Origin of the sequence: Pseudoalteromonas sp. SR44-2, assembly GCF_014163745.1 — a bacterium.
Lineage (GTDB): Bacteria > Pseudomonadota > Gammaproteobacteria > Enterobacterales > Alteromonadaceae > Pseudoalteromonas > Pseudoalteromonas distincta.
The window spans coordinates 237,862-262,471 of the sequence record NZ_JACJDW010000002.1; the positions used below are offsets into that span (position 1 = coordinate 237,862).

The 24,610-nt window shown below is 39.5% G+C and carries 21 protein-coding genes; 8 read left to right on the top strand and 13 right to left on the bottom strand.

The features are described 5' to 3' along the window. Positions 1-69: 69 nt before the first annotated feature. Positions 70-1,101, top strand: a complete 1,032-nt coding sequence (locus H5115_RS02295; RefSeq protein WP_182753433.1) for a LacI family DNA-binding transcriptional regulator — start codon at positions 70-72, stop codon at positions 1,099-1,101. 94 nt (positions 1,102-1,195) lie between these two features. Here H5115_RS02295 and gtfA read toward each other — a convergent pair whose 3' ends face one another. Next, positions 1,196-2,668, bottom strand: a complete 1,473-nt coding sequence (gene gtfA, locus H5115_RS02300) for a sucrose phosphorylase (RefSeq protein ID WP_182753435.1) — start codon at positions 2,666-2,668, stop codon at positions 1,196-1,198. A gap of 176 nt (positions 2,669-2,844) precedes the next feature. On the opposite strand from gtfA, the gene H5115_RS02305 reads away from it, so the two are divergent. The 3 genes from H5115_RS02305 to H5115_RS02315 all read left to right on the top strand — a co-directional run bounded on the left by H5115_RS02305 (position 2,845) and on the right by H5115_RS02315 (position 7,699). Further along, positions 2,845-4,071: a sugar MFS transporter gene (locus H5115_RS02305; RefSeq protein WP_182673692.1), complete on the top strand. Its 1,227-nt coding sequence runs from the start codon at positions 2,845-2,847 to the stop codon at positions 4,069-4,071. A gap of 170 nt (positions 4,072-4,241) precedes the next feature. Further along, positions 4,242-6,638 (top strand): TonB-dependent siderophore receptor, encoded by a 2,397-nt coding sequence (locus H5115_RS02310; RefSeq protein ID WP_024596984.1) that lies wholly within the window; start codon positions 4,242-4,244, stop codon positions 6,636-6,638. Between the two features lie 113 nt (positions 6,639-6,751). Next, positions 6,752-7,699 (top strand): carbohydrate kinase, encoded by a 948-nt coding sequence (locus H5115_RS02315; RefSeq protein ID WP_182753437.1) that lies wholly within the window; start codon positions 6,752-6,754, stop codon positions 7,697-7,699. A 45-nt stretch (positions 7,700-7,744) separates the two neighbouring features. Here H5115_RS02315 and H5115_RS02320 read toward each other — a convergent pair whose 3' ends face one another. From H5115_RS02320 to H5115_RS02330, 3 genes are all read right to left on the bottom strand, one after another. Then, the gene (locus H5115_RS02320) at positions 7,745-8,134 is read right to left on the bottom strand and encodes a nuclear transport factor 2 family protein (RefSeq protein ID WP_182753439.1); all 390 of its coding nucleotides are present in this window, start codon (positions 8,132-8,134) and stop codon (positions 7,745-7,747) included. A gap of 82 nt (positions 8,135-8,216) precedes the next feature. Then, positions 8,217-8,867 (bottom strand): DsbA family protein, encoded by a 651-nt coding sequence (locus H5115_RS02325; RefSeq protein ID WP_182753441.1) that lies wholly within the window; start codon positions 8,865-8,867, stop codon positions 8,217-8,219. Between the two features lie 40 nt (positions 8,868-8,907). Then, complete coding sequence (locus H5115_RS02330; protein ID WP_182671991.1) at positions 8,908-9,786, bottom strand: MBL fold metallo-hydrolase; 879 nt, start codon at positions 9,784-9,786, stop codon at positions 8,908-8,910. Between the two features lie 119 nt (positions 9,787-9,905). On the opposite strand from H5115_RS02330, the gene H5115_RS02335 reads away from it, so the two are divergent. Beyond that, positions 9,906-10,793: a LysR family transcriptional regulator gene (locus H5115_RS02335; protein WP_138490298.1), complete on the top strand. Its 888-nt coding sequence runs from the start codon at positions 9,906-9,908 to the stop codon at positions 10,791-10,793. Positions 10,794-10,888: 95 nt separating this feature from the next. Here the strand turns inward: H5115_RS02335 and H5115_RS02340 are convergent, their stop codons facing one another. The 3 genes from H5115_RS02340 to H5115_RS02350 all read right to left on the bottom strand — a co-directional run bounded on the left by H5115_RS02340 (position 10,889) and on the right by H5115_RS02350 (position 12,730). Continuing rightward, positions 10,889-11,269: an STAS/SEC14 domain-containing protein gene (locus tag H5115_RS02340; RefSeq protein WP_002960091.1), complete on the bottom strand. Its 381-nt coding sequence runs from the start codon at positions 11,267-11,269 to the stop codon at positions 10,889-10,891. A 98-nt stretch (positions 11,270-11,367) separates the two neighbouring features. Further along, complete coding sequence (locus tag H5115_RS02345) at positions 11,368-12,060, bottom strand: cupin domain-containing protein (RefSeq protein ID WP_182671990.1); 693 nt, start codon at positions 12,058-12,060, stop codon at positions 11,368-11,370. A 49-nt stretch (positions 12,061-12,109) separates the two neighbouring features. Continuing rightward, positions 12,110-12,730 carry a glutathione S-transferase family protein gene (locus tag H5115_RS02350; protein WP_182753443.1) on the bottom strand — a complete coding sequence of 207 codons (621 nt, stop codon included), beginning with the start codon at positions 12,728-12,730 and terminating at the stop codon, positions 12,110-12,112. Between the two features lie 389 nt (positions 12,731-13,119). Between H5115_RS02350 and H5115_RS02355 the strand changes: the two genes are divergently transcribed. Next, on the top strand, positions 13,120-13,638 hold the full coding sequence (locus H5115_RS02355; protein WP_182671988.1) for a TetR/AcrR family transcriptional regulator: 519 nt from the start codon (positions 13,120-13,122) through the stop codon (positions 13,636-13,638). A gap of 87 nt (positions 13,639-13,725) precedes the next feature. On the opposite strand, the gene H5115_RS02360 is transcribed toward H5115_RS02355, so the two are convergent. The 5 genes from H5115_RS02360 to H5115_RS02380 all read right to left on the bottom strand — a co-directional run bounded on the left by H5115_RS02360 (position 13,726) and on the right by H5115_RS02380 (position 20,714). Further along, entirely contained in the window at positions 13,726-15,195 is a 1,470-nt protein-coding gene (locus H5115_RS02360; protein WP_149605952.1) for a carbon starvation protein A, read from the bottom strand. Between the two features lie 259 nt (positions 15,196-15,454). Next, positions 15,455-16,372 (bottom strand): carbohydrate kinase, encoded by a 918-nt coding sequence (locus tag H5115_RS02365; RefSeq protein ID WP_182671987.1) that lies wholly within the window; start codon positions 16,370-16,372, stop codon positions 15,455-15,457. Between the two features lie 2 nt (positions 16,373-16,374). Beyond that, a complete protein-coding gene (locus H5115_RS02370; protein WP_182753445.1) occupies positions 16,375-17,898 on the bottom strand; it encodes a mannitol dehydrogenase family protein in 1,524 nt (507 codons plus the stop codon). A gap of 47 nt (positions 17,899-17,945) precedes the next feature. After that, on the bottom strand, positions 17,946-19,667 hold the full coding sequence (locus tag H5115_RS02375) for a cytosine permease (protein ID WP_004334683.1): 1,722 nt from the start codon (positions 19,665-19,667) through the stop codon (positions 17,946-17,948). A 372-nt stretch (positions 19,668-20,039) separates the two neighbouring features. Then, entirely contained in the window at positions 20,040-20,714 is a 675-nt protein-coding gene (locus H5115_RS02380) for an HAD family phosphatase (protein WP_182673701.1), read from the bottom strand. Between the two features lie 427 nt (positions 20,715-21,141). On the opposite strand from H5115_RS02380, the gene H5115_RS02385 reads away from it, so the two are divergent. Further along, the gene (locus tag H5115_RS02385; protein ID WP_039488381.1) at positions 21,142-22,668 is read left to right on the top strand and encodes a catalase; all 1,527 of its coding nucleotides are present in this window, start codon (positions 21,142-21,144) and stop codon (positions 22,666-22,668) included. A 99-nt stretch (positions 22,669-22,767) separates the two neighbouring features. After that, entirely contained in the window at positions 22,768-23,283 is a 516-nt protein-coding gene (locus H5115_RS02390) for an ankyrin repeat domain-containing protein (protein WP_182681507.1), read from the top strand. 56 nt (positions 23,284-23,339) lie between these two features. Here H5115_RS02390 and yddG read toward each other — a convergent pair whose 3' ends face one another. Then, complete coding sequence (gene yddG / locus H5115_RS02395) at positions 23,340-24,260, bottom strand: aromatic amino acid DMT transporter YddG (RefSeq protein ID WP_182753447.1); 921 nt, start codon at positions 24,258-24,260, stop codon at positions 23,340-23,342. Between the last annotated feature and the right edge of the window lie 350 nt (positions 24,261-24,610).

Consider the following 24,610-nt stretch of genomic DNA (forward strand, 5'->3'; position numbering starts at 1 on the left):
TATTTTTTTACTTTGCTAACGCCCTGAATATGTTAGTTTATTAACATGAGTATTGAGTAAAGAATTGGTATGAGTAAGCAAACCCGCTGGACCCTAAAAAGTATTGCTAAAGAGTTAGGTGTTTCTAACGCGACAGTATCTAATGCGTTTAATCGCCCTGATCAGCTATCGGCTAAACGCCGAGACGATATTCTTGCAGCGTGTAAAACTTTGGGCTATTACGGGCCTAATAAGGCCGCGCAATCATTGCGTAACGGCACATTTAATATTGTGGCTTTAGTGTTGCCCGATAGTGTGGAATACATGGTGTCGGACCCTGTGGCTAGTAGCTTTATGCGCGGTGTTACCTCTGTGCTTGAAAAAAACGGCATTAATATTTTATTGTTTTCAGGTAATAGCGATAACCTTAATAACGTGGTCGACTTTGTAGATGGCTTTATTTGTTATGGCCGCCCTCGTAATAATGCGTTAGTTGAGCAGTTAAAAACAGTGTCTAAACATGTAGTGACAATTGATTTTGATATTGCTCGCAATGCCTCTGTAAATATTAATAACGAACAAGCAAGTTACGAAATTGCTAAACACGTACTGCATAATCAAAGCGATAAAGTGGCTATATTAGGGCTTAGGCTACTTGATGAAAACGTATTATGCCGCGTGTATGAGCATCACGAATTTGAAACCGGACAATCTATTTCGCATCAACGTTTACGCGGATATCAACGCGCTTTAAGCGAGGCAAATATTACGGTGGCTGACGATCGTATTTGGAACATTCCTGAAAGTAGCGAGCGTTTTGCTAATATTGCTGCTAAAGAGGTTTTAAGTGCCTCCCCTCGCCCTAACGTTATTATTTGTATGAGTGATTTAATTGCCCTTGCCACAATGCGAGAAGCAATAAAACAAGGCATAAAAATAGGTGAAGAACTGCGTATTGTGGGCTTTGATGGTATTGATGAAGCAGCCCGGTTTGTACCTCGCCTCACCACCATTCATCAAAACAGCCAAGAAAAAGGCGTTATAGCCGCTGAATTATTTATTTATAAAGAAGAAAAAACTCAGGAAGTCAGTTACGAATTAGAGATTGGTGCGAGTAGTTAGCTTACAAACCTTGTAATAGTTTATGTGTTAAAAAGCCAAGCTACTTAAGCTTGGCTTTTGCTTTACATGGCGCTTGTAAATTACTTTTATAACATTAAGCTAAAAATGAATTTAAGTTAATCGTTGTTTCTTCATCACCGTTTACTTGCGTAATAAGTGCATGGCGTAATTTAAAGTCAACAGTGAGTGAAATAGTTTGCTCATCTAGTTGCCACGATAAACAACACATACTGCTTTCACCTTGGGCACTAAATTCACCTGCAAACGCGGGGTGTGAATTGCGAATTTTAATTAATTCAATTAAACCTTTTACTACAGGCTTATTTAAGGCCTTGTCGATTATATTTGCGTCTAAATATGGGCGGTTAATATCACGGCCTACATTTGTATTTGTCAGTAATTCCATGTCGTTTTCGCAAGCAAATAGGCCGCCGTAATAAACTTGTGGTACACCTGGAGCAAAAAATTGAATTGCACGCGACAGTAAGTAATCAAAGTCTTTAGCGCCTAATGCGTTGTAGTACGTACAGTTAACTTGATATAAGTCGACATTACTCGCCGCAGCGCCAGTAGCTTGGCGGCTTTGGTTGTTGCTGTTAGCGTGCATAGTTTCTACTAGGTTATCAATCTGCTGTGCATTTAATAGCCCTGGTTTGTCGCCCATTGGACCTGCGTCAATAATGCCAATACCGTCGTGTGTATCAAGTACGGTTAAGCAATTACGTGGCGAAATTTGTAACCATTTGAGTAGTGCATCTACATCGTTGTTAAATAAGCTGTGTAAAATAAGCGGTGGTAACGCAAAGTCGTAAACCATATTTACGCGTTTTGCCACTTCTACCTGAGTTTGATAATGGCTATGAATTTCTGCAATGGTTTCCATGCCTAAATCGTTTGCTTGCTTAGATAAGTTATCTAGGTAGCCAAACGTTTCATCAAGCATAAAGCAGTTAGTGCCAGCTTGCTTAATGGCGTAACCCGCCGCATCTAAACGAATAATATTTACATTGTTAGCCGAAAATTTAGTAAGTACGTTATTTAAATACGCAACACCGGCTTCTACTTTTACGTTTATATCAATTTGGTTATCGGTAAAAGTGGTCCAAAAGTCATACGTTTTACCATCACCACATTTCATTGGGGTAAAGCAACTACCAGGGCGTGGGCGGTAAATTGCTTTTTGCTCAGCTTCGCTCATACCATTTGGAAATACATCATCTTTGGTTAAAAACAAATCCCAAAATTCTGATTGCTTACCTTTCGCTAATACATCTTGAAACTGAAAAGACTGTGCCGATACATGGTTAACAATTAGATCAGCCATTAAGTCGAGATCTTTACCTAATACTTGTATGTCTTCCCAAGTGCCTATTCTAGAATCAACTTCACTATGATCAATAGGGTCAAAGCCAGCATCGCTGCCATCAATAGGATTGTAAAATGGCAATAAGTGCACACCACCAAATACGCCTTTTAAAGGGCCGTTTAAAAGTGTGGTTAGCGCGCCTATATTTTGGCCAGTGATTCGATCAGCATATGTGATCAATTGAACTTTATTCTTCATCATTGTGTGATTACCATGTTGAAACTTAATCGATTAAGATATATCTTTAACTAGCGAGTAAGAATTTACAAGTAATTTTTAATAATTTTACATACAAATTTCGTGTCTCACGTAATACTACAGTAAGCAACTGACTGACTTACGAAGTATTAATAGAGAATTTAACGAGGAATAAACACATGATAAAATCACACACACACGTAAGCAGCGACCCACTGCAACAAATACGCTGGCTTACATACATGATGTTTTTTATGTTTGCCATGACCTCTGACGCAGTCGGCATGATAATCCCCGAACTTATAAAAGATTTCGGTTTGAGCATGACTCAAGCTAGTGCATTTCATTACGCTCCTATGGCACTCATTGCCTTTAGTGGATTATTTTTAGGCTTTTTAGCTGACAGCCTTGGCCGTAAAAAAACCATTATGCTAGGTCTATTAATATTTTCTGCGAGTTGTTTTTTATTTGCATTTAGCACCAGCTTTACCTTCTTTTTAGTATTGCTTTGCTGCATAGGCCTGGCCATTGGTTTATTTAAAACCGGCGCACTGGCATTGCTTGGCGATATTTCACATAGTAACGACGACCATACTAAAACCATGAACAAGGTTGAGGGCTTTTTTGGCATTGGCGCTATTGTAGGCCCTGCCCTAGTTGGTGTTTTATTAGTGCAAAACGTTAGTTGGACATACCTGTATATTACTGCGGGCGTAATGTGTTTAATCCTTGCTTTATTAGCATGGCGCGCAGACTACCCTGACGTAGTTAAAACAACAGAAAAGCCAGCCTCTTTGGCCACCACCATGAAAATGGTAAAAAACCCTTATGCACTTGGTTTTTCTTTAGCTATTGCACTTTATGTAGCGACTGAAGTGGCTATTTATGTATGGATGCCAACGCTATTAAAGGACTACACAGGCTCTTGGCCACTCCTTGCCACTTATGCACTTACTATATTTTTTATACTACGTGCTGCAGGTCGTTTTATTGCCGTATGGTTACTAAATCGTTATAGCTGGCAAGGTGTTATGGCTTATTTAAGCTTAGGTATTGCGCTTTGTTATGTGGGTACACTTATTGGTGGCGTTGACTGGGCTGTAGGGTTACTACCTCTTTCAGGTTTATTTATGTCTATGGTTTACCCAACTTTAAACTCTAAAGGTATATCGTGTTTTCCTGCTGAGCGCCATGGAGCCGTAGCCGGCGTTATATTATTTTTTACCGCATTATCGGCTGCTTTAGCTCCTTTATTTATGGGTATGATCAGCGATTACTTTGGCCATGTGCGCTATGGCTTTTACTTAGCAACAGGGTTTGCCGTGATTTTATTTGTAGCTATGTTGTTCAATTATTTACGCGACCCATCAATGAGTGCTTTACAAGAAAATAACCCAACAGCTTAAAAACTTGTATCTCAATACAATAAAAAATACTTTTAAAATCAATATATGAATAATAAAAGAGCAAATTAAACACAAAATAATTTGCTTATTGTAAAATATTTGTTATTTTTACTTAATCGATTAAGTGAAAATAACAAATCCTACTGGGTTCAACACAACGAGGCGTTCACATGACTACACACAATACACCTTTATATTTAATCAGCGCTTTAGCACTTGCCGTAAGTCAAGGCGTTAACGCACAAGAAACAGACCAAGCAACACCTGAAGCATCACAAAACAAAGGTCTTGAAACAATAGTTGTAACCGGCGTACCGCGTCGAACAACAATCATGGCTTCAAGCGTTTCAGTTAGTAGCGTATCACTTGAACAAGTTCAGGTGTCTACTCCTCGCTCGACAGCCGAGGCTTTTAGAATCATTCCTGGTATTCGTGCAGAATCGACAGGTGGCGAAGGTAATGCAAATATTGCTGTTCGTGGCCTGCCAGTTGCTTCAGGCGGTGCAAAATTTTTACAATTACAAGAAGATGGTTTACCTGTACTGCAATACGGTGATATCGCTTTTGGTAATTCAGATATTTTTATGCGATTAGATAACACTGTGCAAACTATCGAATCGATTCGTGGTGGCTCAGCATCTACTGCAGCAAGTAATGCACCTGGTGGCATTATTAACTTTATCTCTAAAAATGGCGAAAACGAATCTGGCAGTGTATCTACAACACTTGGCTTAGATTACGACAGCGTTCGTACAGACTTTGAATACGGCACTTACTTAACCGATAGCGTGCGTTTTCATGTTGGTGGCTTTGTTCGACAAGGCGAAGGCCCGCGCGAAACAGGTTACACGTCTAATAAAGGTGGCCAAATAAAAGCTAACCTTACAAAAGATTTCGACAACGGTTACGTTCGCCTTTACTACAAACACTTAGACGATAAGAGTGTTGGCTACCTTCCTATGCCAATGTACTCAAATGGTGACTCTATTGCTGGCTTTGATGCGCAATCAGACACACCTCACTCAGCGTTATTTACTAAAACAGTACGTTTAAATGGTGAAAACCAAATCAGTAGCGGCGATATTCGCGATGGTATGAATCCAAAGGTTGACTCTGTTGGTTTTGAAGCTGTATTTGATTTAGATAACGATTGGCGTATCGAAAACCGTTTTCGTAAATCATCAATAAGCGGCAACTTTAACTCGCTTATTCCTGCTGAGGTTGGCAGCGCATCATCTATTGCACAGAGCATTGGTGGTGTAGGCGCAACACTCAGTAACGCAAACACGGGCGCTGCATTTAACGACGACCTCGCTATGCGAATTCATACCTTTGACGTAACAATGAACGACTTCGATTCATTAGTAAACGACTTTAAACTAACTAAATCGTTTGATGATGACACCAGCATTACCTTTGGTTATTACGCGTCAACACAAAACATTGCTATGTCGTGGTTATGGAATTCATACCTTATGGAGCTTAAAGGCGACAATGCAGCATTATTAAATGTTACTGCAGCTGACGGTACTGAATTTTCAGAAAATGGTTTATATGCGTATGGCACACCTTACTGGGGAAACTGTTGCCAACGTGATTACGACACAGAGTACGACACCCGTGCACCATACGTTGCATTCTCTACTAAATTAGGCGACGTAAGCATTGATGCAAGTGCCCGTTACGACAGTGGCGAAGCTCGCGGTAACTATGCAGGTGCCGTAACATCAACTGTAGATATGAACCGCGATGGTGAAATATCAATCCCGGAACAAAACGTTGCAGGTATTGATACTGCCAACGCAAGTCCAGTAAACTACGACTGGAACTATTCTTCTTATTCAATTGGTGCTAATTATCAAATTGATCCAAGCCTTGCTACGTTTGCACGTATTAGTAAAGGTGGGCGTGCAAATGCTGACCGTCTTTTATTTGGTAAAGTACGCGCCGACGGCTCTGTTGCAAAAGAAGACGCTGTTGATGAAGTAAACCAGTTTGAGTTTGGTGTTAAAAAGCGCTTTGATTCATTATCAGTGTTTGCTACTGCGTTTTTTGCCGAAACTGAAGAGCAAAATTTTGAAGCAACATCACAAACGTTTTTTGACCGTGAATACGAAGCAAAAGGGATTGAAATAGAATCTACTTACTTTATTGATGCATGGGATTTTCGCGGTAATTTAACCTGGACCGATGCAGAAATAGCAAAAGATGCGCTTAACCCAGATGTTGTAGGTAATACACCACGTCGTCAAGCCGATTTAATTTACTCATTAATGGCACGTTACAACTATGAAAAAGGCGCTGCAGGGGTAAGTTTCATTGGTACTACCGATGCATACGCTCAAGATAATAACGATCTACAATTTGACGGCTACACACAGGTAAATGGCTTTGTAAGCTATGACTTATCTGAAAACCTTAATATTGCGCTTAATGTGAATAACCTATTTGATACAGTAGGTATTACAGAAGCAGAAGAAGGATCAGTACCTGAAAATAACATTATTCGTGCCCGTACTATTAACGGCCGCACAACATCGGTAACTTTAAAATACGCTTTTAACTAAATGTGTGTATTGCGCTGCGGTGAGTAGTCACTGTAGCGCCTTTTAAAGTATGAATAAATAACACCCTTCACGTTTTTTAGCCTAGCCTTGCTAGGCTTTTTAGGATATTCCAAATGACTAAACTCCTGTGCTTAGGCGAGCTATTAATTGATATGCTGCCACAAGATGCTAATAACTCAGCCTATTTACCTATACCAGGTGGCGCGCCTGCCAATGTAGCTGTTGGCTATGCAAAACTCGGCGCAGAGGCTGCATTTTGTGGTGGTAAAGGGGACGATCATTTTGCCAATCAATTAAGTAATGCATTAGCGCAATACAATGTAAATACAGACTATTTATTTACCATTGCAGGCTCACAAACGGCCATGGTTATAGTAAGCCTTGATGAAACCGGCGAGCGTAGTTTTGGCTTTTATCGCCATAATACAGCCGATGTACTATTAACCCAGGCGCATTTAGCGCATATAAATTGGCAAGAAATAAGCACACTACACTTTTGTTCAAACACATTAACCGAATCAGCAATTGCCAACGCAACGGTTAAAGCGCTAGAACTTGCAAAAGCGAATAATAAGCTCGTCAGTTTTGATGTGAATTTACGCTACAGCTTGTGGGAAAACACAAGCGATATAGCAAGCAATGTAAAAGCCTGTTACACCTATTGTGACATAGTAAAACTCTCGCGTGATGAACTTAATTTTTTAGCCCAGCATAGCGATACAACGAGCGATGATTACATTCAAATGCTATTAAATACCGGAGTTAAACTGGTGTTTTTAACCGATGGACCAGAGCCTGCCACGGTTTACCACAGCGCATTTACACTTAACGAATCGGCACCAAAAATAAACGCCGTAGATACAACAAGCGCAGGTGATGCATTTATAGCGGGGGTTTTATACTACTTAAATAACTTAGGAAGTGATTTACCACTAGCAGATAAACTAAATGATAAAGCGAGCGTAAAAGGCGCTCTGAACTTTGCTCTTAAATGTGGCTCTAAAGCGTGTTTAGCTAAAGGGGCATTTCCGGCATTACCTGTGCTGGCTGATGTACTTTAATAGACCTAATGTTTTTTAAGTTCAAATATATGCAGTAACGCGTAGTTACTGCATAGCATCAAACACCATTTTACTATCCACTATTTGTTCAAAGTGCGTTATTTTTTGATTTTTAAGCTGCCAAATATGCGCGACCCTAGCTTGCATTTTTTTACCCGTTTTAATATAAGTACCAGAGTACGTGCCATACACTACAACAGTATCATCTTGGGATAAGTAGTTTTGTGGCGTAAACGTGTAGTTATACCACTCGCTTGCAAGCTTTTGAAAAACATGTTCAGTAATGTCATTCATACCATGGTATGTACCAGCATAAGCAAAACCGTCAGCCTCTTTCCAAGTAATAGTATCACTTGCATGAGCAACTAAATTTTGCCCATTCTCTTGTGATGTTTTGCCTTCATACGTACTTTTAATTGTGTCTATGTTGTTCATTTTTGCACACCCTTGCACTATAAAAAGGAAGCTCAATAAAGCTGTAATATAAACAGCTTTATTATTTAGAAATTTCATCACACTATACTAGCGCAACTGATTGCTGTAAGTAGGTAACCCACTGCTCAGTTTTTCCATAATAATGGGCTATATCGGCTTTTTGCCACTTACCTGTGTCAAATTCAAATGCTGCACTAGGAAAACCTTGCCCATGAATATTGTGCAATAAGCCTCGGCTTTGTGCTATATGTTGATCTGTTGCATCGCCTTCTAGCGCATTAAAGTGGGTTTCAAATAAGGCCTTGTTTAAACCCAGCTCCAATGCAATATCAGTCAGTACATGCAGCTGCATAATGTTTTTACCCTGAGCATAATAAGCATGTTGAATACTATTAAGCATTTCCCCACCTGATATACCAAGCTCTTGCGCTGCCAATATAGCAGTAATAGCCGGAGCCGAGTTGAGTATAATATCGTTGGTTTTTAAAAGCCCATCAGTATAGTTACTACCAAATACCTGACCGGTTTTCTTCGCTATGACACTGTCGTTTTTAAGTGCAAATTCACGCCATGCAGGAGTCACTAATTTTACATTATCACCTGTTAGCATACCTCCACTGTGTACTTTTACAATTAAACCATCAATATTTTCAGCAGCGGTGATCAAGGGCACGCTGCCGTAAGTCCAACCACATAAAGGGTCAACAATTATATGTAACGTTACGTTTTTCATTAATATTTCCTATCTAAATAATTGCTTAACGCAAGGGCACTTAGTGCCATTGCATCTCACCCATAACCACTTTTGAGCCCAACTCTAAGATGCTTCTTGCACCTAAATCAGGGTAAGCTTGAGTCATTATCTCTACAAATTCAGTTGAGTTTTTTGCATTTTTTGCAGCGCTATCCGCTTTATTTAAGTATCCTTTCATGAATGACACACCAGAAAGGTCTTGTTTACTGCCCTGTAAAAAATGACCTGGAATAACAGTCTGTGGTTTTAAATTCTCGATGTTATCTAATGTTGACTGCCAAGTTTGACGCTCTGCAGCAGTGCTCGAATCGGCCAACCACACATGCATTTGATCAAATACTACAACCCCACCCAGCACTGTTTTTATAGAAGGGATCCAAAGGTAAGTATGCTTTGGATCATGCTGTAAATTTTTAATAATAATTTCTTTCCCATCTATAGTTAGGCTATTTGATAGCATTACTTCTGGCAAAATAAGTTCTTTAGGTGCATTGCTCTTTAAAATAGGCCCCCAATAATTTAACTTTCCTTGCATTGAGCGTTTAATATTCTCTACTGTTGATTTAGTCGCTAATAACTTTGCTTTTGGAAAAGCAGCTTTAATTACATCTAAACCAAAGTAAAAATCAGGGTCGCTGTGACTAATATAAACAGCTGTTAATGTTTTACCGCTCGCTTTTATTTTTTCAACCAATGCTTGTGCATCATTACGCTGAAATTGGGCATCCACTAATAACACTTCGTTATCACCACTTATAATGCTTGATGAAACAGCAAAAATACTTTTGTCTTGTGGGTTATATACATCAACATCTAATTCACTTTGCGCTAATACCGGTTGCATTAATGTGCTTGCTAATAAAGCTGTTGCTGCTAATACGTGTTTAACTTTTTTCATTCTCAGTAGCCTGTTTGTTATTTCGTTAAGATGAGGCTATTGTATGTTGCAATTTAAGAATGAAAAACTAGGCAGAATGCAACTATCTGTTGCATAAATCGAACATATAGGCAAAGTGAATGGATAGAATTATTGCAGCTGATGTATTTATAAAAATTGTAGAGCAGAAAAGTCTAGCCGGTGCTGCCCGTGCTTTAGATATGTCTAGATCTATGGTTACACGGTATTTGAATCAAATGGAAAAGTGGGCAAATACCCAACTACTCCATCGGTCAACAAGAAAAATAACACTCACGTCAGAGGGTGAAAAAGTACTTAATCATAGCCGAGAGCTCATTGCCATCGCCCAAAACATTAGTGCGCCAATAGAAAGTAATAACAGATTAAACGGGCAAATTAGGTTGTCGTGCTCGCCTTTTTTAGCACATGATGTACTACCAGATATGTTGCAACAATTCTTACACGCTCATCCCGAAGTCAGTATTGATGTACAAATTAGTAATCACGTTACAAATTTGGTAGAAGAGCGAATAGATTTAGCAATTAGAATTACCAATGACTTAGATCCTAATATAATTGCTCGCCCACTTGGGAAATGCCATTCAGTATTATGTGCAAGCCCAGAATATTTAGAAAAAAACTCTAAGCCTATAACTACGGATGATTTGAGTCGCCATAACTGTTTAAACTATTCACGGTTTGAAAAAAGTATGTGGCATTTTTCACACCCTGAAAAACCCGTATCTGTAGCGATTGCTGGTAACTTCAGTGCTAATGATTCGAGCTTACTGTTAAAAGCTGCTCTTAATAATCAAGGAATAACTCTACAACCTAAGTTTGCTGCGCAGAAATATATAAATAATGGAAAGTTAATACATTTACTACCACACCTTAAACCACAAACTTTGAGCATATACGGTATTTACCGCTCCAGGAAACATCAGTCTCTTGCACTTCGTTCATTTATTGATAGCTTAGTAACGTATTTTGATAAGATTGATACTTAACAATAAGCGAAAACTATTAAACGTTCGCTATAAGTCCTTTATTTGAGAGTTGAAATAGCGCTTTGTAAGCGCTATTTTTTGAAAGAAGGGATTTATTATTCGTCTAACCAATCTATGGCAGCGGTAGCATTTTCAAAATATTGAACCTCACCCGATATAAACCAGTTACCTATTTTTGCCATTCGAGCTTGCCACTCTTTATTACCGTATATAGCTACTTTTTTAAATTCTTTAGAGTGTTTAACACCTAACTTTAAGTCATCCCAGGCTGCGCGTAGCTCCCAACCTTCAAGTTCACTACCGTCTATTAATGCATTCACCACTGGGTGCTTAACTTCGCCAAGAGCTGAGTTTATCATTGGGGTAATTATTTTGTAGTCGTCGTGAGTAAGCGTACCAACGGCTTTAAGTTTTAAAAAAAACTCTCTTCCTGCTCGTTCAAGACCAATAGATAAACCATGTGTTGTGTGTACCATTACTGCTCTCCTTAAATAGGCTGAGTGGTAAAAGTACACCTTCTAAAATTAATTAGTCCTGAACTAAATTAATAAATAATCTCAAATAAACGACTCAATCACGCATTTTGTACGCGAGATATCTGGTTTTCTACATCAGTTAAATGACCCGTTTTAAGCCATACTTTTGCACCATTACTTCCCGCTTTAACGTTAACGGAGCTATTAACAGGCACTCTTAACCAACTTTTTTTTACAAGGGTATCGGCTTGCTCATCAAATGAGCCTTCAAGTACTAGCAACTCAGCTCCACCTTTTGCGCTTATAACCATGCAGGCGTTGGGCTTAAAGTGCAACAAGCTGACCTCTTCAAAGTCGTCTTTGTATAAAGGGGTTACGGCAACATTTTTAAAACTAGGATGCACCGTACTTTGCATCAAGTTTGTTTGCAAACGCACGTGCGTTCGGTCATCTGGTTGAAACTGCCATAACTTTACAAATATAACGCAGCCATTTTCAGACCCCGGCTTATGCTTTGATTGCGGTGGATTACGGATATAAGAACCTGCCGCAAAGTCACCATGCTCATCTTGAAATACCCCTTCAAGCACAACAAACTCTTCACCGCCTGTATGTACATGCGGCGAAAACTCACTGCCAGGTGCATAACGAACAATGGTCGTTGCGCGAGCAACTTCGTCGCCCACTCTATCGAGCGCTCGCCTATCAACGCCCGCCATCGGCGATGCAACCCACGGGAGCGATTCGCTATGTACCACAACTCGTTTACTAAAATCGGCAGCTATTTTCATATTTGGCTCCTAAGCGTAACTTCACTTAAATTTTAAACTAATAACCTAATTAAGCCGCAACACTTGGGCGTTTTGCTACTTTTTCTTGCCATGCAACTAAATGGGTTAACTCATTCGGGATTGCTATTTGTGCAAATCCAGCAAATACCAGCCCAGCATACAATGTAATATCAGCAATACTAAACTGCTCGCCGCCAACAAACGCCGATTGCGCTAGTACATCATTAAAATAGCTAAACCCTTGGCGCGCTTTTTCGCCTTGTTTTTCACCCCAAGCCACATTTTGATATGTTTCAAGCTCAGGTCCTAAGCCATCAGTTGCATGATGAAAGTAAGTTGCCACAGCGTCAAGCACCATAGATTCTGCACGCTTTTGCATCATGTTAATTACTGCACGCTCTTTTGCGGTTTCACCCATTAAAGATGGGCCTTCAAATGCGGTATCAATATACTCAGTAATAGCGGTACTTTCTGATATAAACGTGCCGTCATCTAGCTCTAATACGGGTACACCTGCTAATGGGTTTTTAGCTAAAAAGGCTTTTGTTCTGTGTTCACCATTTAATAAATCAACAGGTACAAACTCAACATTTGAAGTGGCATTTTTTTCAGCTAAAGCGATACGAACACGAAGTGGATTTGGAAAGTTTGCTACATCATAAATTTTCATAGCAATCTCTATCTTTATTGTTTAGAAGTGGATTAACGGCGCGGACTACCTACTGATAGGTAATTTATAATGTTAAACTAAATTTAAGTCAACGTTTAAATTTTTCTGATTTATGGGATTTAACTTAATTCATAATAAAATTAGGGGGTTGCTTAATAGTAAAAACGCTTGTAAATAACTACCTACTGGTCGATAATTTTGCTGTACCATTTGCATTAAATAAGTGATCCATTATTACGCTAAGAAAATAGCGCAATAACAAGGCGAAAATCATGACATGCAGTTGTTCTGTATGAATAATTTTTAACGCAGTTAGTGTGTTATTTAATGCGATACAATGATCATGTTTTTAATAAAACTGGTATTACTGCAGATAGGAAATATTAAAAATGAGTAAAAAAGAAGCTTTATTAAAAGCCGCTGAAAACAAGGTGCGACTTGGCGGGTACAGTAATTTTAGTTTTAGAGAGCTCGCCAGCGAAGTCGGCATTAAAAGCGCCAGTGTGCACTATCACTTTCCGACTAAGGCCGATTTAGGTGCAGAGCTTGCTCATCAATATACTAATTCTTTTTTAGCAGCGTTAGGCGAGCCAAACGAACTTAAAGCAAGCGGTAAAAATCCTATTGATGTGTACACTCAGCTTTTTAGACGTGCATTAGTAACCGATAAAAAAATGTGTTTATGCGGGTTGCTAGGAGCCGAAAGCGATAGCCTTCCAGATAAAGTACGCCTTGAAGTAAAGCGCTTTTTTAATCAAAACCTAACATGGCTTAGCGCTGCACACTTAGCTAATGGTGAGCCTAACCCCGCTCAAGCAGCTATTCAAACAGTAAGCCTGCTTGAGGGCGCTATGATGATAAGCAAAACGCTCGACGATAATAGTTACTTTGAACTTGCAACTCAGTAATACCTAAATTTAGTACACAAAAAAAGCGAGCTATTGATTATCAATAGCTCGCTTTTTTAATGCTTGAAATAACTTATGTGATTATTATTAAACCGCTGTTGGTTTAACTTTATGCTTAGAATGCACAATTGCTAAAACAATTAAGCCAATCACTGTTACTACAGCGCCAATAGGTTTACCTAAATCGCTTGATAAGTTAAGACCAATTGCTGCAGTGCCAATATAAGAAACCGTTACCGCTGTTGCTATAACAGCAGGAACACTGGCAATCCAATGGAATGTACCACGGTCAAACAAGTACTTAGTAGCAAGCCATAATACGCTTGTAGAAAGCAGCATGTTTGAAAATGCAAAGTAGCGCCAAATTAATGAGAAATCGAGCTTCGTCATAAAGTACGCTATAGCAAGTATAGGCACCGCCACTAATAAGCGATTACGTAAACTTTGTGGAATATTAAACGCATCAACAACTGTTAAACGTAGTGAGCGGAACGCTGTATCACCAGAAGTAATTGGGAATACGGCTACTGCAATAATTGCCATTATACCGCCAAATACGCCCAAGTAACTGTTAGCTACATGGTTAACAACTAAGCCTGGACCACCTTGGTCAAGCAATGCTTTTAAGCCCGCGTAACCCTCTGGGAACGCTGCAATACCAGCAAGTGCCCATACACAACCTACAATACCTTCACACATCATAGCGCCGTAATAAACTGGACGTACGTATTTTTCGTTAGTTAAACAACGCGCAATAATAGGCGCTTGAGTAGAGTGAAAACCACTAATAGCACCACAGGTAATTGTTATAAATAACAATGGCCATGTTGGTAATCCATCTGGGTTTGGCTCTAAAAAGTCATGTGCGTGGTCAGCTTCAAAGTAAGCTAAAAAGTCACTTGGTACAGGTAAGTGCGGCGCATTAATAAGTAATGAAATAGCAATTGCCACCGTCATTACAATCATTAGCGCACCAAAAATTGGGTAAAACTTAGTGATAATTTTATCAATTGGTAGCAAGGTAGCTAAAAAGTAATACGCTAAAATGGCAAGTACCCAAAAGGTATTATTTGCCAGTATTGTACCTTCAAAAAAATCAAGGTTACTTAGCAAACCTGCAGGGCTCATAATAAATACTACACCTACAAAAAACAGTAGCATGGCAGTAAATACAAGCATAAAGCCTTTAAATACCACGTTGTAATAATGGCCTGCGATTTCTGGTAGGCTTTTACCGTCTTCTTTTATACTCATTACACCTGAGAAGAAGTCGTGTACAGCGCCACCTAAAACATTACCAAGTACAATCCATACTAGTGCAACTGGTCCGTATAAAGCACCTAAAATTGGGCCAAATATTGGGCCTACGCCAGCAATGTTTAAAAACTGAATTAAAAATGCTCGTACAGGGTGAATAGCTACGTAATCAACACCTTCGCTAAAGCGTTTTTGTGGTGTGTCAGCAGTTGAATCCAAACCGGCTTGTTTTTCAACAAATGGGCTGTAAAACTTATAGCCCAGTATTAAAATAGTGAGGCAGATAAAAAAGATGATCATAAAGCACGTTTCTCTTTTTGTATTTTAGTTATAGAGCGCATTGTGTGTCGCCCCGCCTTTTCAATCCGTGAATAATCGACGAACGATAACAAAGCTTTAACCCTCAAACAATAAGACGTTTAGCTAATACAATAATCGATATAAGCCACTATTTACGCAACCTGCGCACTTAACACTCACTTATCGCCTATGTCTTATTTTAGGCACAAAAAAAGCGGTTAAACTTTTACGTATAACCGCTTTCACACACAATGTTTTTTTAAAGTGGGTTCATAAACTCACTAATTTGTTGATGCGTTAAAGTAGGTGTTGCACCAGAACTTTCGGCGACCATTGCTCCAACGGCACATGCAAAGTCAACGGCATATTGCGCGTCGTCGTTGCTACAAAGCTGATAAATTAACGAACCTAAAAACGAATCGCCTGCGCCAACAGTGTCAATTACACTAATTAAATAACCTGAATTATAAAAATTCTCGCCCTTGATTGTTAATAAAGCACCGTGGCTACCTTTGGTTACACATAAGTAATCGGTATTTGTTTGCTGTGCTATAAACGCTAAATTTTGTTCAAGCGAATGAAACTTACAACCCATCGCTTTTGCAATTTCGTATAGCTCTTCATCGTTTAACTTAATAAAGTCTGCTTTATTCATTAAATCTACAAGTGTTTCTAGCTTGTAATGCGGTGCACGTAGATTTACGTCAAATACTTTAAAGTTTGCTACATCAACGAGTTGATTTAATGTTGCTAAAGACGCTTCGCTTCGCCCAATTAGGCTGCCAAATACAAATACATCGCTACTTTTAACTTTACTAAGTAACTCATCGGTAAGCGCTATATTATCCCACGCAGTGTCTGCCACTATTTCATAACTTGCAGAGCCACCACTGGCGAGCGTTACCTCAACCGTGCTAGTTTTTTTGTCACTATTAATAGCAATGTATTCGCAGCTTACGCCTTTGCTAGTAATTTCGCCTAGTAACTCAGCGCCTAACTCGTCGTTACCAACAGCGCTGATCATGTCGGCTTTAATGCCTAGTGAGTTAATACGCACACACATATTAAGTGGCGCGCCACCTAAGCGTTTACCTGAATCAAAACAATCCCACAGCACTTCGCCAAAGCAGCTAACACTTACGTTTTCGCCTGATTTATGATTAATTAAAATGCTCATAATTAGTTACTCTTTTGATCAAGTACAGCCTGCATAATGGCTTTAATTTTACTATTAGGTGCATACAGCGCAGCAACCGACTTTTTATACTCAGCAGTAAACGTTTCGTTATGCTCAAGTTTACCAAACAAGCTCGTTAACTTTAAAAATGCAATCGGGCTAGTTTGAGTCTCTTGCGCGTAAGAATTAAGCTCTTTGTGCATCGCATCTTGAATTTCAAGTTGCTCGCCGTTTTCACTTAAACCTTTATCGCTGTATAAACACCAAGTAGCAATAACAAGCGTTGCCAGTGATACATCTCGACCTTGTATTAGGTTTTCGTTAATTGTGGCAATTAAAAACTTAGGCAATTTAGCTGAGCTTTCACTACAGATACGCGCTAGGCTGTCTTTAATATTAGGATTAGCAAAACGCTCTATTAACGTATCTTTGTAGCTTTCAAGGTCAATGCCTTCAAGTGGTTCAAGATTTGGGGTTACTTCTTTATCCATAAAAGCACGTAGGTATGTGGCAAATAATTCATCCGATACCGTTTCATCAATAGTGCCATAGCCATGGATTGAACCTAATAAACCAAGTACAGAATGACCTGCATTAAGTAAACGTATTTTCATGGTCTCATAAGGCGTTACATCAGTAACAAACTGAGCACCAACAACATCCCATTTTGGACGAGAGTCACTAAATGTGTCCTCTATTACCCATTGTGTAAACGACTCACAGGTAATTGGCCACTCGTCGCTAACACCATATGCATCAACCACGTAATCAATATCACTCTTTTTAGATACCGGTGTAATACGGTCAACCATCGCATTTGGAAACGATACGTTTTGCTCAATCCACTCACTTAGGTCTTTGTCTTGCTCTGTAGCAAAGGCTAAAAGCATTTTGCGTGTTACGTTACCGTTGTGCTGAATGTTATCGCACGACTGTACTGTAAACGCGCCTAGGCCTTGCTCTTTACGAAGTTTTAACGCAGCAGTAATGTAACCAAACGCTGTAATTGGGTCGTTTGGGTTATTAATGTCGTTAATAATATCTGGATTACTGTAATCAAACTCGCCCGTTGCAGGGTTAAAGTTGTAACCGCCTTCGGTAATAGTAAGCGACACAATTTTAGTATCGCTGTGCGCTAGCTTATTAATTACCGCTTGTTTGTCCTCTGGAGCAAACAAAAAGTCGATCATTGAGCCAATTACTTTGTTATCTATTGTACCGTCTGGGTGTCTAACAGTAAGCGTGTAAAGGTAATCTTGCTGCTTTAAAATATCACGCAGACCACGGTTACCCTCTAAAAGGCCAACACCACATATACCCCATTGCTCAGAGCCCGGAGTTTTTAAAAGCTCGTTAACATACACTGCTTGGTGAGCACGATGAAAACCGCCCACACCAATATGTACAATACCGGCTTTAACTGCGCTACGGTCGTAGGTTGGTGTATCAACATGGCTTGGTAATTGAGCCAAGCTCTGTTGGTTTAGCCCTGTAACTAGAGCGTCAGTGTGTTGGTATTGTGTCATGGTGTGACCTTACTAAACAAAGATAAAATATAAATTACGATACTGTATTACGATGCTGTATTGAGTACTTTATGGCGCTTTAACGACCAGTACGCAGTAACAAAATAAATAACAGTACATATAAAACAGGCTATTTCGAATTGCGATTTATTAGCGCTGTACATACTCATAGTTTCACTGAAAAACATCACTTGGCTGGCAAATATAAAAATAATAACCAACGAAACAGTAGAAACCGCGTTAAGTACTTTTGTAAATACAGAGCTGTCAATTACTGGCTTTGGAATGTCTTTAGCCTCAGCTGCTTGATATTCTTTAATATCACGTTGCTCTTGCTTTTCTGCTGCAATTTCTTGTGTGTAATCGTCACCAGCGCCGTATTTTTTAGCTAAAAGCGTGTAAACAACAATGGTGAAAATCCATGTAGGAATAAACAAGTAGTAAAACGACATTACATCAATTGCGTTTAAGCCAAAGCCAAACACAAGTGCTAACGCCCAAGATGCTATAGCCGGTACGCTGCGGGTAATATTTTTATATTTAGCCCAGTAACGTGTTAGGCCAATTTTAGGAAATAACACATGCTCAGCAAACACAATGCCGCCTACTGGTACAACTAATAAGCCTGCGTATGTAAGTAGCGGAAGCATTTGAGAAAATACAAACGGGAAACACGCAATAATTACGGTTACAACACCTACAATAGCGGTTGTGCGTTCACGTGATTGATTAACAAATATAGATTGTGCTGCAAGGCCTGCACGGTAAAGGTTTGCGTTAGCTGTAGTCCAACCGGCAATAATTACAATAACAAAACCAGTCCAACCTAATGCATGGTATGCAACATCGCCCGGATCAAGTGATGAAATAGTTGTTTTAAGTAATACCGCAACACCTGCGCCCATAATACCGGCAGAGATCCACGCTAAGTAATGACCAAAAAACATGCCCACACCTGAAAACAAACCATAGCTTTTGCGTTTAGCAAATCTAAAAATAGCCATGTCGATTAAACCAAAGTGAGTTATTGAGTTAGCAGCCCATGCAAAGCCAATCACTTCTAATAGGCCAATGCCCTTTTCACCATCGGCATTGGTGCCCGTCCATATAGAGGAGTCGCCTATGGTCATAAAGTCGCTAAAGCTAGTTAAAGAGGTAGAACCTAATACGTGATTTGAAAGCTCAGGAAATAACGCGAACGAGCCTGCAATAAATATAACAAATAGCCACGGCGCACACAGCTTTGAAAAGTCAGCAACCGTAGAAAAGCCATACATCGCAACAAATACAACAATAGAGCCAACAGCTAAAACAATGGCTACAAACCAAAAGCTATTTGGATACCAATCAAGTTGCGCAGGTATATCAAACAAAAACCGCACGGCGGTGGAGGATACCGTGATCATCGCGGCCGATATAACACTAAAAATAACCACGTTAGCCCAGTTATAGAGCTTGGTCATAGAGTTACCAGCAATTTTGTTTAAGTAGTTATATAAACTTAAGCGGGTTTCTACTGCAATGGGTGCAGTAATCAGCCACCAAGAACACATTGCTAACAGGTTACCTATTAATAAACCCAGTAGAATGTCGATGGTTGAAGCGCCTAATGCAACAAACGTTGCACCAATAACAAATTCAGTAGCCGCAACATGTTCGCCGGCGTATAGCCCTGCAAAATGCTTCCAGCCGTGAAGCTTATTATTAGCAACAGGAAGTTGCTCTTCGTTTACATCTTTAAATGTTTGTGTGTGTGGACTCGTTGCCATGGTATTTCCTATTGTTAACAGCAAAGCATTTGATACCAATCTGCATAACTATTTGAATAATTTAACGAGTTAAATTACCCCATAACGTCGTTAAAAATTTTATATTTAGAACAACTAGATATAAAAATTTTTGCCTAGTTACAGTGCAATTTTCTTATCGTTAAATAAACCCCATATTCAAGCAGATTGGTATAGAACCTAAATACTTTGCCTTTTATAATTTGGCTTATAAACGCATGATGTTTTGCCACGTTTTGTTTTATTTTTAGTAAAGCAAAACCATCTACATTTATATTTTGCGTTTGCTTGCCTGTCAGTGTGTAAGGCGAGCAAATCACGTTAAAAACTTTGTTTATTTAAAAAGCTGCGTGTTTACTGCTTTTTAAGTGCAGGGTATGCACTTAAAAAATCTTGCCAATGCGTTAAATGATCAACATTTGGGTAAGCACTGTGTACATGATTAACAGAGCCTTGCATATGTTGCCCACCGCTGTAATGCAGTACTTGCATATTGGCGTCAATCCCTGCATTTACGCCGGCTTTACTGTCTTCAATTACTAAGCAATGCTCTGGCTTTACACCCATTTGCTTAGCTGCATGTAAAAATAAATCAGGCGCCGGTTTACCACGCTTAACTTCGCTGCTGGTAAAAACCGTATCGCTAAAGTACTTACTTAAACTCACTACGCTCAACGCTTTTGCGGTGCGTGCTGGGCTGCTGCTAGTAGCAATACAAATAGGCACAGCTAAATTGTTAAGTACGTCTTTTATACCGTCAGTCGTGGTTAGTCCGGTTTCAAATTCGTTTAATAGTGCCTCGCGGTAGTCACCTTCAAAGCTTTCAGGAAGAGTGACATTAAATGCATCCGCTATTTTTTGGCTTACTGTTTTAAAGTTGCAGCCTAAAAAGTGTTGCTGTACATAAGCGCGGTCAATCTCAACGCCTTTTTCAACAAGCATATTAATGAGTACTTGTGCGCTTAAAATTTCGCTATCAATAACAACGCCATCACAATCAAATATCACTAGCTCAATATTAGTATTCATCTTGTCACCTTATTAACACTGTTTGGTTTAGCTAATTTAAATATAACGAGTTAAGCGCGATTAATATTGTGCAACTTTTTAGTGCAACTCATCAATGAGCATAAGCTCACTGATTGAGCATATTCCCTTTATTGCGCGAATATGTCAACACACTGTAAGTATAAAACGCACCAGCTTGGTGAAAATACCGCCAGATAAAACTAAAAACCTTTGTATTTAATAAATTTTATAAAAGCATATTGCGACTAAGGTCATAGTAAAGAAATTACATTAATGTAAAAAGTGTATCTGCAAATTCATTTCATCTGTTTTACAAATCACATCAATCTAATTAATCAGTTTTACCGAAGTTAATAAAGTTAATACTATCGTTAACAGATTAACAGCCTGCACCACTGCCGGCACTTTTAAATAGATGAGGTCGACAATGAATACTCAAATAAACAAAACAAAATTAACACTAACTGCACTGGCACTTGCAATGGCATTACCGGCAAGCGCAGCAACAACTCTTACTAAAGATAACGGCGCAGCTGTTGGCGACAACCAAAATTCAATTACTGCTGGCGAACGTGGCAGTGTATTACTAGAAGACGTGCAACTAATTCAAAAACTGCAACGCTTTGCACGTGAGCGTATTCCTGAGCGTGTTGTGCATGCTCGTGGTACTGGCGCCCACGGTGTGTTTGTAGCATCAAAAGAGCTAGATGATTTAACAATTGCAGCACCGTTTGCACAAGCTGGTAAAGAAACAGACGTATTTGTTCGTTTTTCATCGGTAATTCACTCAAAAGGCAGCCCAGAAACACTGCGTGACCCACGTGGCTTTGCAACTAAGTTTTACACAGACCAAGGTAACTGGGATTTAGTAGGTAACAACTTACCGGTGTTCTTTATTCGCGATGCGATTAAATTTCCAGACATGGTTCACTCGTTAAAGCCATCACCGGTTGATAACATTCAAGATCCTAACCGTGTATTCGATTTTTTCTCGCACGAACCAGGTTCTACACAAATGCTAACGTGGGTTTACAGCGACTACGGTACACCAGCAAGTCTTCGTAAAATGGACGGTTGGGGTGTACATGCATACAAAATGATTAACAAATCGGGCGATGTTAAATACGTTAAGTTTCATTGGGTAAGCCAACAAGGTATTGATAACCTTGACGCAAAAGAAGTAGCTAAAGTGCAAAGCCAAGACTTCCAACACTTAACACGCGACCTTTACAGCGAAATTGGCAAAGGCAACTTCCCTAAGTGGGATCTATACATTAAAACACTTGATCCGTCGCAGCTTGATGACTTTGATTACAACCCGTTAGATGCAACAAAAATGTGGTTAGACATTAAAGAAACTAAAGTAGGAACAATGACCTTAAACCGTATGCCAACTAACTTCTTCCAATCTACGGAACAAGTAGCAATGGCACCGGCAAACATTATTCCAGGTATTGAGCCATCAGAAGACAGACTATTACAAGGTCGTATGTTTTCTTACGCTGATACACAAATGTACCGCCTAGGTGCTAACCACCAGCAATTGCCAATTAACCGTGCAAAAGTTGAAGTGGTTAACTACAACCAAGACGGCGCAATGAATATTGGTAACACAACAAGCAATGTGAACTATCAGCCAAGCCAAGAAAACGTAGCTGAAAACCCAATTGCACGTAGAAGTAACACAGAGCTAAAAGGCTTTGTACAACAAGCCGCGATTAAAAAGCAGCAAAACTTCGCGCAAGCAGGTGTTATATACCGTGGTTTTAGCAAGCAAGAACGTACAAACCTAATTAATAACCTAGCAGGCGATTTAGGCAAAGTGCAAAACAGCAGTGTCAAACACAAAATGCTTAGTCACTTTTACAAAGCTGATAGCGAGTACGGTACACGCTTAACTAAAGCTGTAAACGGCGACCTTAAAATGGTTAAACAACTAGCCGCTAACTTATAAGCAACTAGTTAAAAGCAATTAGTCCCAACTAAATAGCTATTTAAACCACAACCATGAGGAAGGAATAAACCCCTTCCTCTTTTATAAGAGACAATTGTTATGCGTAATTTATTAATTATAGTCGCTCTATTTCTGAGCTTTACCAGTAGCGTTTACGCTCAAAATACATCAGATACACAAACACCCAGTACGCAAGTTGAAAGCCAACATTCTGCAAAAACTCAATACGATAGCTTATTTGCTTATTACTTTGCCGCAGCACGCACAAACGACACAGCTGTAATAGAGCAGTTTGTAGATGCCGGTATTCCTATCGACAGCTACAACAATAAAGGCTACACCGCGTTAATGATTGCTACTTACCATGGTAATAAAAACACGGTTAATACACTTTTACACTTAGGCGCTAATGCCTGTCTAGAAGATAACCGTGGCAACACAGCGCTAATGGCCGCTATTTTTAGAGGTGAATTTAGTATCGCTAAAACACTCGTATCACTTGATTGCGACAACGCGCATCAAAACAAAGCCGGTCAAACAGCAGAGCAATTTGCACAAACATTTGGTCAACAAAAAGTTATAGAGTTACTAGCGCAGGTAAATAATGCAAAATAATCTGCACGCAACAAAAAGCCCTAAAATAATAGGGCTTATATTTAATAAAATTAGTCTTATGTTGCAGGCGCTATTTGAGGTTGTTTAGGCTTTTCTCGCGTTACAAAGTAACAAATTAGCGAGCCCACTGTTACCAGCACAACCCCCTGCCAAAACGAAGCACTCAGCGTAATAGATAAATACAACGCCGAAATAATAGTAGAAAACACCGGTGTAAAGTACGAAAGCGTTCCCAAAAGCATTAAGTTACCGCCAATAATAGCTTGATTCCACAGTGCATAACCGCTCCCCACGACTACACCAGCTAATAGCAATGTTATGCTTGAGCTGAGCGAAAACGTTAATGGCGCTTCATTACTAAAACCATATTGCGCCCACAAACTCATTGCCGTAACAGTAAAAAATAACGTAATGGCATTTTTACCATTACTCAGCTTTTGCGTTACTACGCAATAAATAGCCCATATAAACGCTGCAGCTAATGCCATTAAATAAGTAGCAGGATTATCAGAAAAGTTAGTCACAAGCGTATCGAGTGACATTTCTTGATCGCCCGTAATACACCAAGCAACGCCTAAAAAAGCAATAATCATGCTTGGGTAAACCCAGTAACTTACTTTTTTACGGCCAATAATAATAGAGAGCAGTATAGTCAGCGTGGGCCATAAATAATTAATAACCGCCATTTCCATTGCCTGATGACGACTATTTGCCATACCAATAGAAAGCGCCAAGCAAATTTCGTACGCTACAAATAACAAAGTACCTATTACCAGGTAGCGTCTTGAAAACCCACTAAACTTGGGCACTCCCATAACCAAAATTAAAAATATCGCACTGACAGAGTACATAGCCGCAGCACCACCAATGGGGCTAAACAACTCAGAAATATCCCGTAGTAATGCCACTAAGCAACTCCACAGTAATATTGCAGCAACTCCATAAAGCGTGTATTTATTTTTGCTTAAAAACTCCATTTGCCAATCCAAAAGTACTACTCGTAAATTTGAAACTAAACTAACAGTAATTATTTAATTAAACAATAAGGGTCTGTTGTTCTTTCAAGGTTAAATTTGCAGCAGTCTGTTTGGTATTTAGGCAAGGCAGAGCCTATATAGTGTGGTTATTCCCCATAAATGGGCGATAACGTAGCATTAATGCCAAACAGGCGCTGCCCAAAGGGTTCTTCCTAGGGACTACTTACTCTTTGTTGCCTACATGGATGTAGGTAAGGGGCGTGAGCAGGACGCGGAAGCTTTGCTCGGTTTTTACTTAGCCCACTAGGTTACAAATCTCGCGCCGCGATTAAATAGCCCCTAGTTTGAAC

Excerpts from the sequence above, each read along its gene's own strand:
- H5115_RS02335 (WP_138490298.1), top strand. The coding sequence starts at position 9,906 with ATGGATAGAATTATTGCAGCTGATGTATTTATAAAAATTGTAGAGCAG.
- H5115_RS02360 (WP_149605952.1), bottom strand. The coding sequence starts at position 15,195 with ATGATCATCTTTTTTATCTGCCTCACTATTTTAATACTGGGCTATAAG.
- H5115_RS02390 (WP_182681507.1), top strand. The coding sequence starts at position 22,768 with ATGCGTAATTTATTAATTATAGTCGCTCTATTTCTGAGCTTTACCAGT.
- H5115_RS02315 (WP_182753437.1), top strand. The coding sequence starts at position 6,752 with ATGACTAAACTCCTGTGCTTAGGCGAGCTATTAATTGATATGCTGCCA.
- H5115_RS02330 (WP_182671991.1), bottom strand. The coding sequence starts at position 9,786 with ATGAAAAAAGTTAAACACGTATTAGCAGCAACAGCTTTATTAGCAAGC.
- H5115_RS02375 (WP_004334683.1), bottom strand. The coding sequence starts at position 19,667 with ATGGCAACGAGTCCACACACACAAACATTTAAAGATGTAAACGAAGAG.
- H5115_RS02350 (WP_182753443.1), bottom strand. The coding sequence starts at position 12,730 with ATGAAAATTTATGATGTAGCAAACTTTCCAAATCCACTTCGTGTTCGT.
- H5115_RS02305 (WP_182673692.1), top strand. The coding sequence starts at position 2,845 with ATGATAAAATCACACACACACGTAAGCAGCGACCCACTGCAACAAATA.
- H5115_RS02355 (WP_182671988.1), top strand. The coding sequence starts at position 13,120 with ATGAGTAAAAAAGAAGCTTTATTAAAAGCCGCTGAAAACAAGGTGCGA.
- gtfA (WP_182753435.1), bottom strand. The coding sequence starts at position 2,668 with ATGATGAAGAATAAAGTTCAATTGATCACATATGCTGATCGAATCACT.
- H5115_RS02380 (WP_182673701.1), bottom strand. The coding sequence starts at position 20,714 with ATGAATACTAATATTGAGCTAGTGATATTTGATTGTGATGGCGTTGTT.
- H5115_RS02345 (WP_182671990.1), bottom strand. The coding sequence starts at position 12,060 with ATGAAAATAGCTGCCGATTTTAGTAAACGAGTTGTGGTACATAGCGAA.
- H5115_RS02295 (WP_182753433.1), top strand. The coding sequence starts at position 70 with ATGAGTAAGCAAACCCGCTGGACCCTAAAAAGTATTGCTAAAGAGTTA.
- H5115_RS02385 (WP_039488381.1), top strand. The coding sequence starts at position 21,142 with ATGAATACTCAAATAAACAAAACAAAATTAACACTAACTGCACTGGCA.
- H5115_RS02325 (WP_182753441.1), bottom strand. The coding sequence starts at position 8,867 with ATGAAAAACGTAACGTTACATATAATTGTTGACCCTTTATGTGGTTGG.
- H5115_RS02310 (WP_024596984.1), top strand. The coding sequence starts at position 4,242 with ATGACTACACACAATACACCTTTATATTTAATCAGCGCTTTAGCACTT.
- H5115_RS02365 (WP_182671987.1), bottom strand. The coding sequence starts at position 16,372 with ATGAGCATTTTAATTAATCATAAATCAGGCGAAAACGTAAGTGTTAGC.
- yddG (WP_182753447.1), bottom strand. The coding sequence starts at position 24,260 with ATGGAGTTTTTAAGCAAAAATAAATACACGCTTTATGGAGTTGCTGCA.
- H5115_RS02340 (WP_002960091.1), bottom strand. The coding sequence starts at position 11,269 with ATGGTACACACAACACATGGTTTATCTATTGGTCTTGAACGAGCAGGA.
- H5115_RS02370 (WP_182753445.1), bottom strand. The coding sequence starts at position 17,898 with ATGACACAATACCAACACACTGACGCTCTAGTTACAGGGCTAAACCAA.
- H5115_RS02320 (WP_182753439.1), bottom strand. The coding sequence starts at position 8,134 with ATGAACAACATAGACACAATTAAAAGTACGTATGAAGGCAAAACATCA.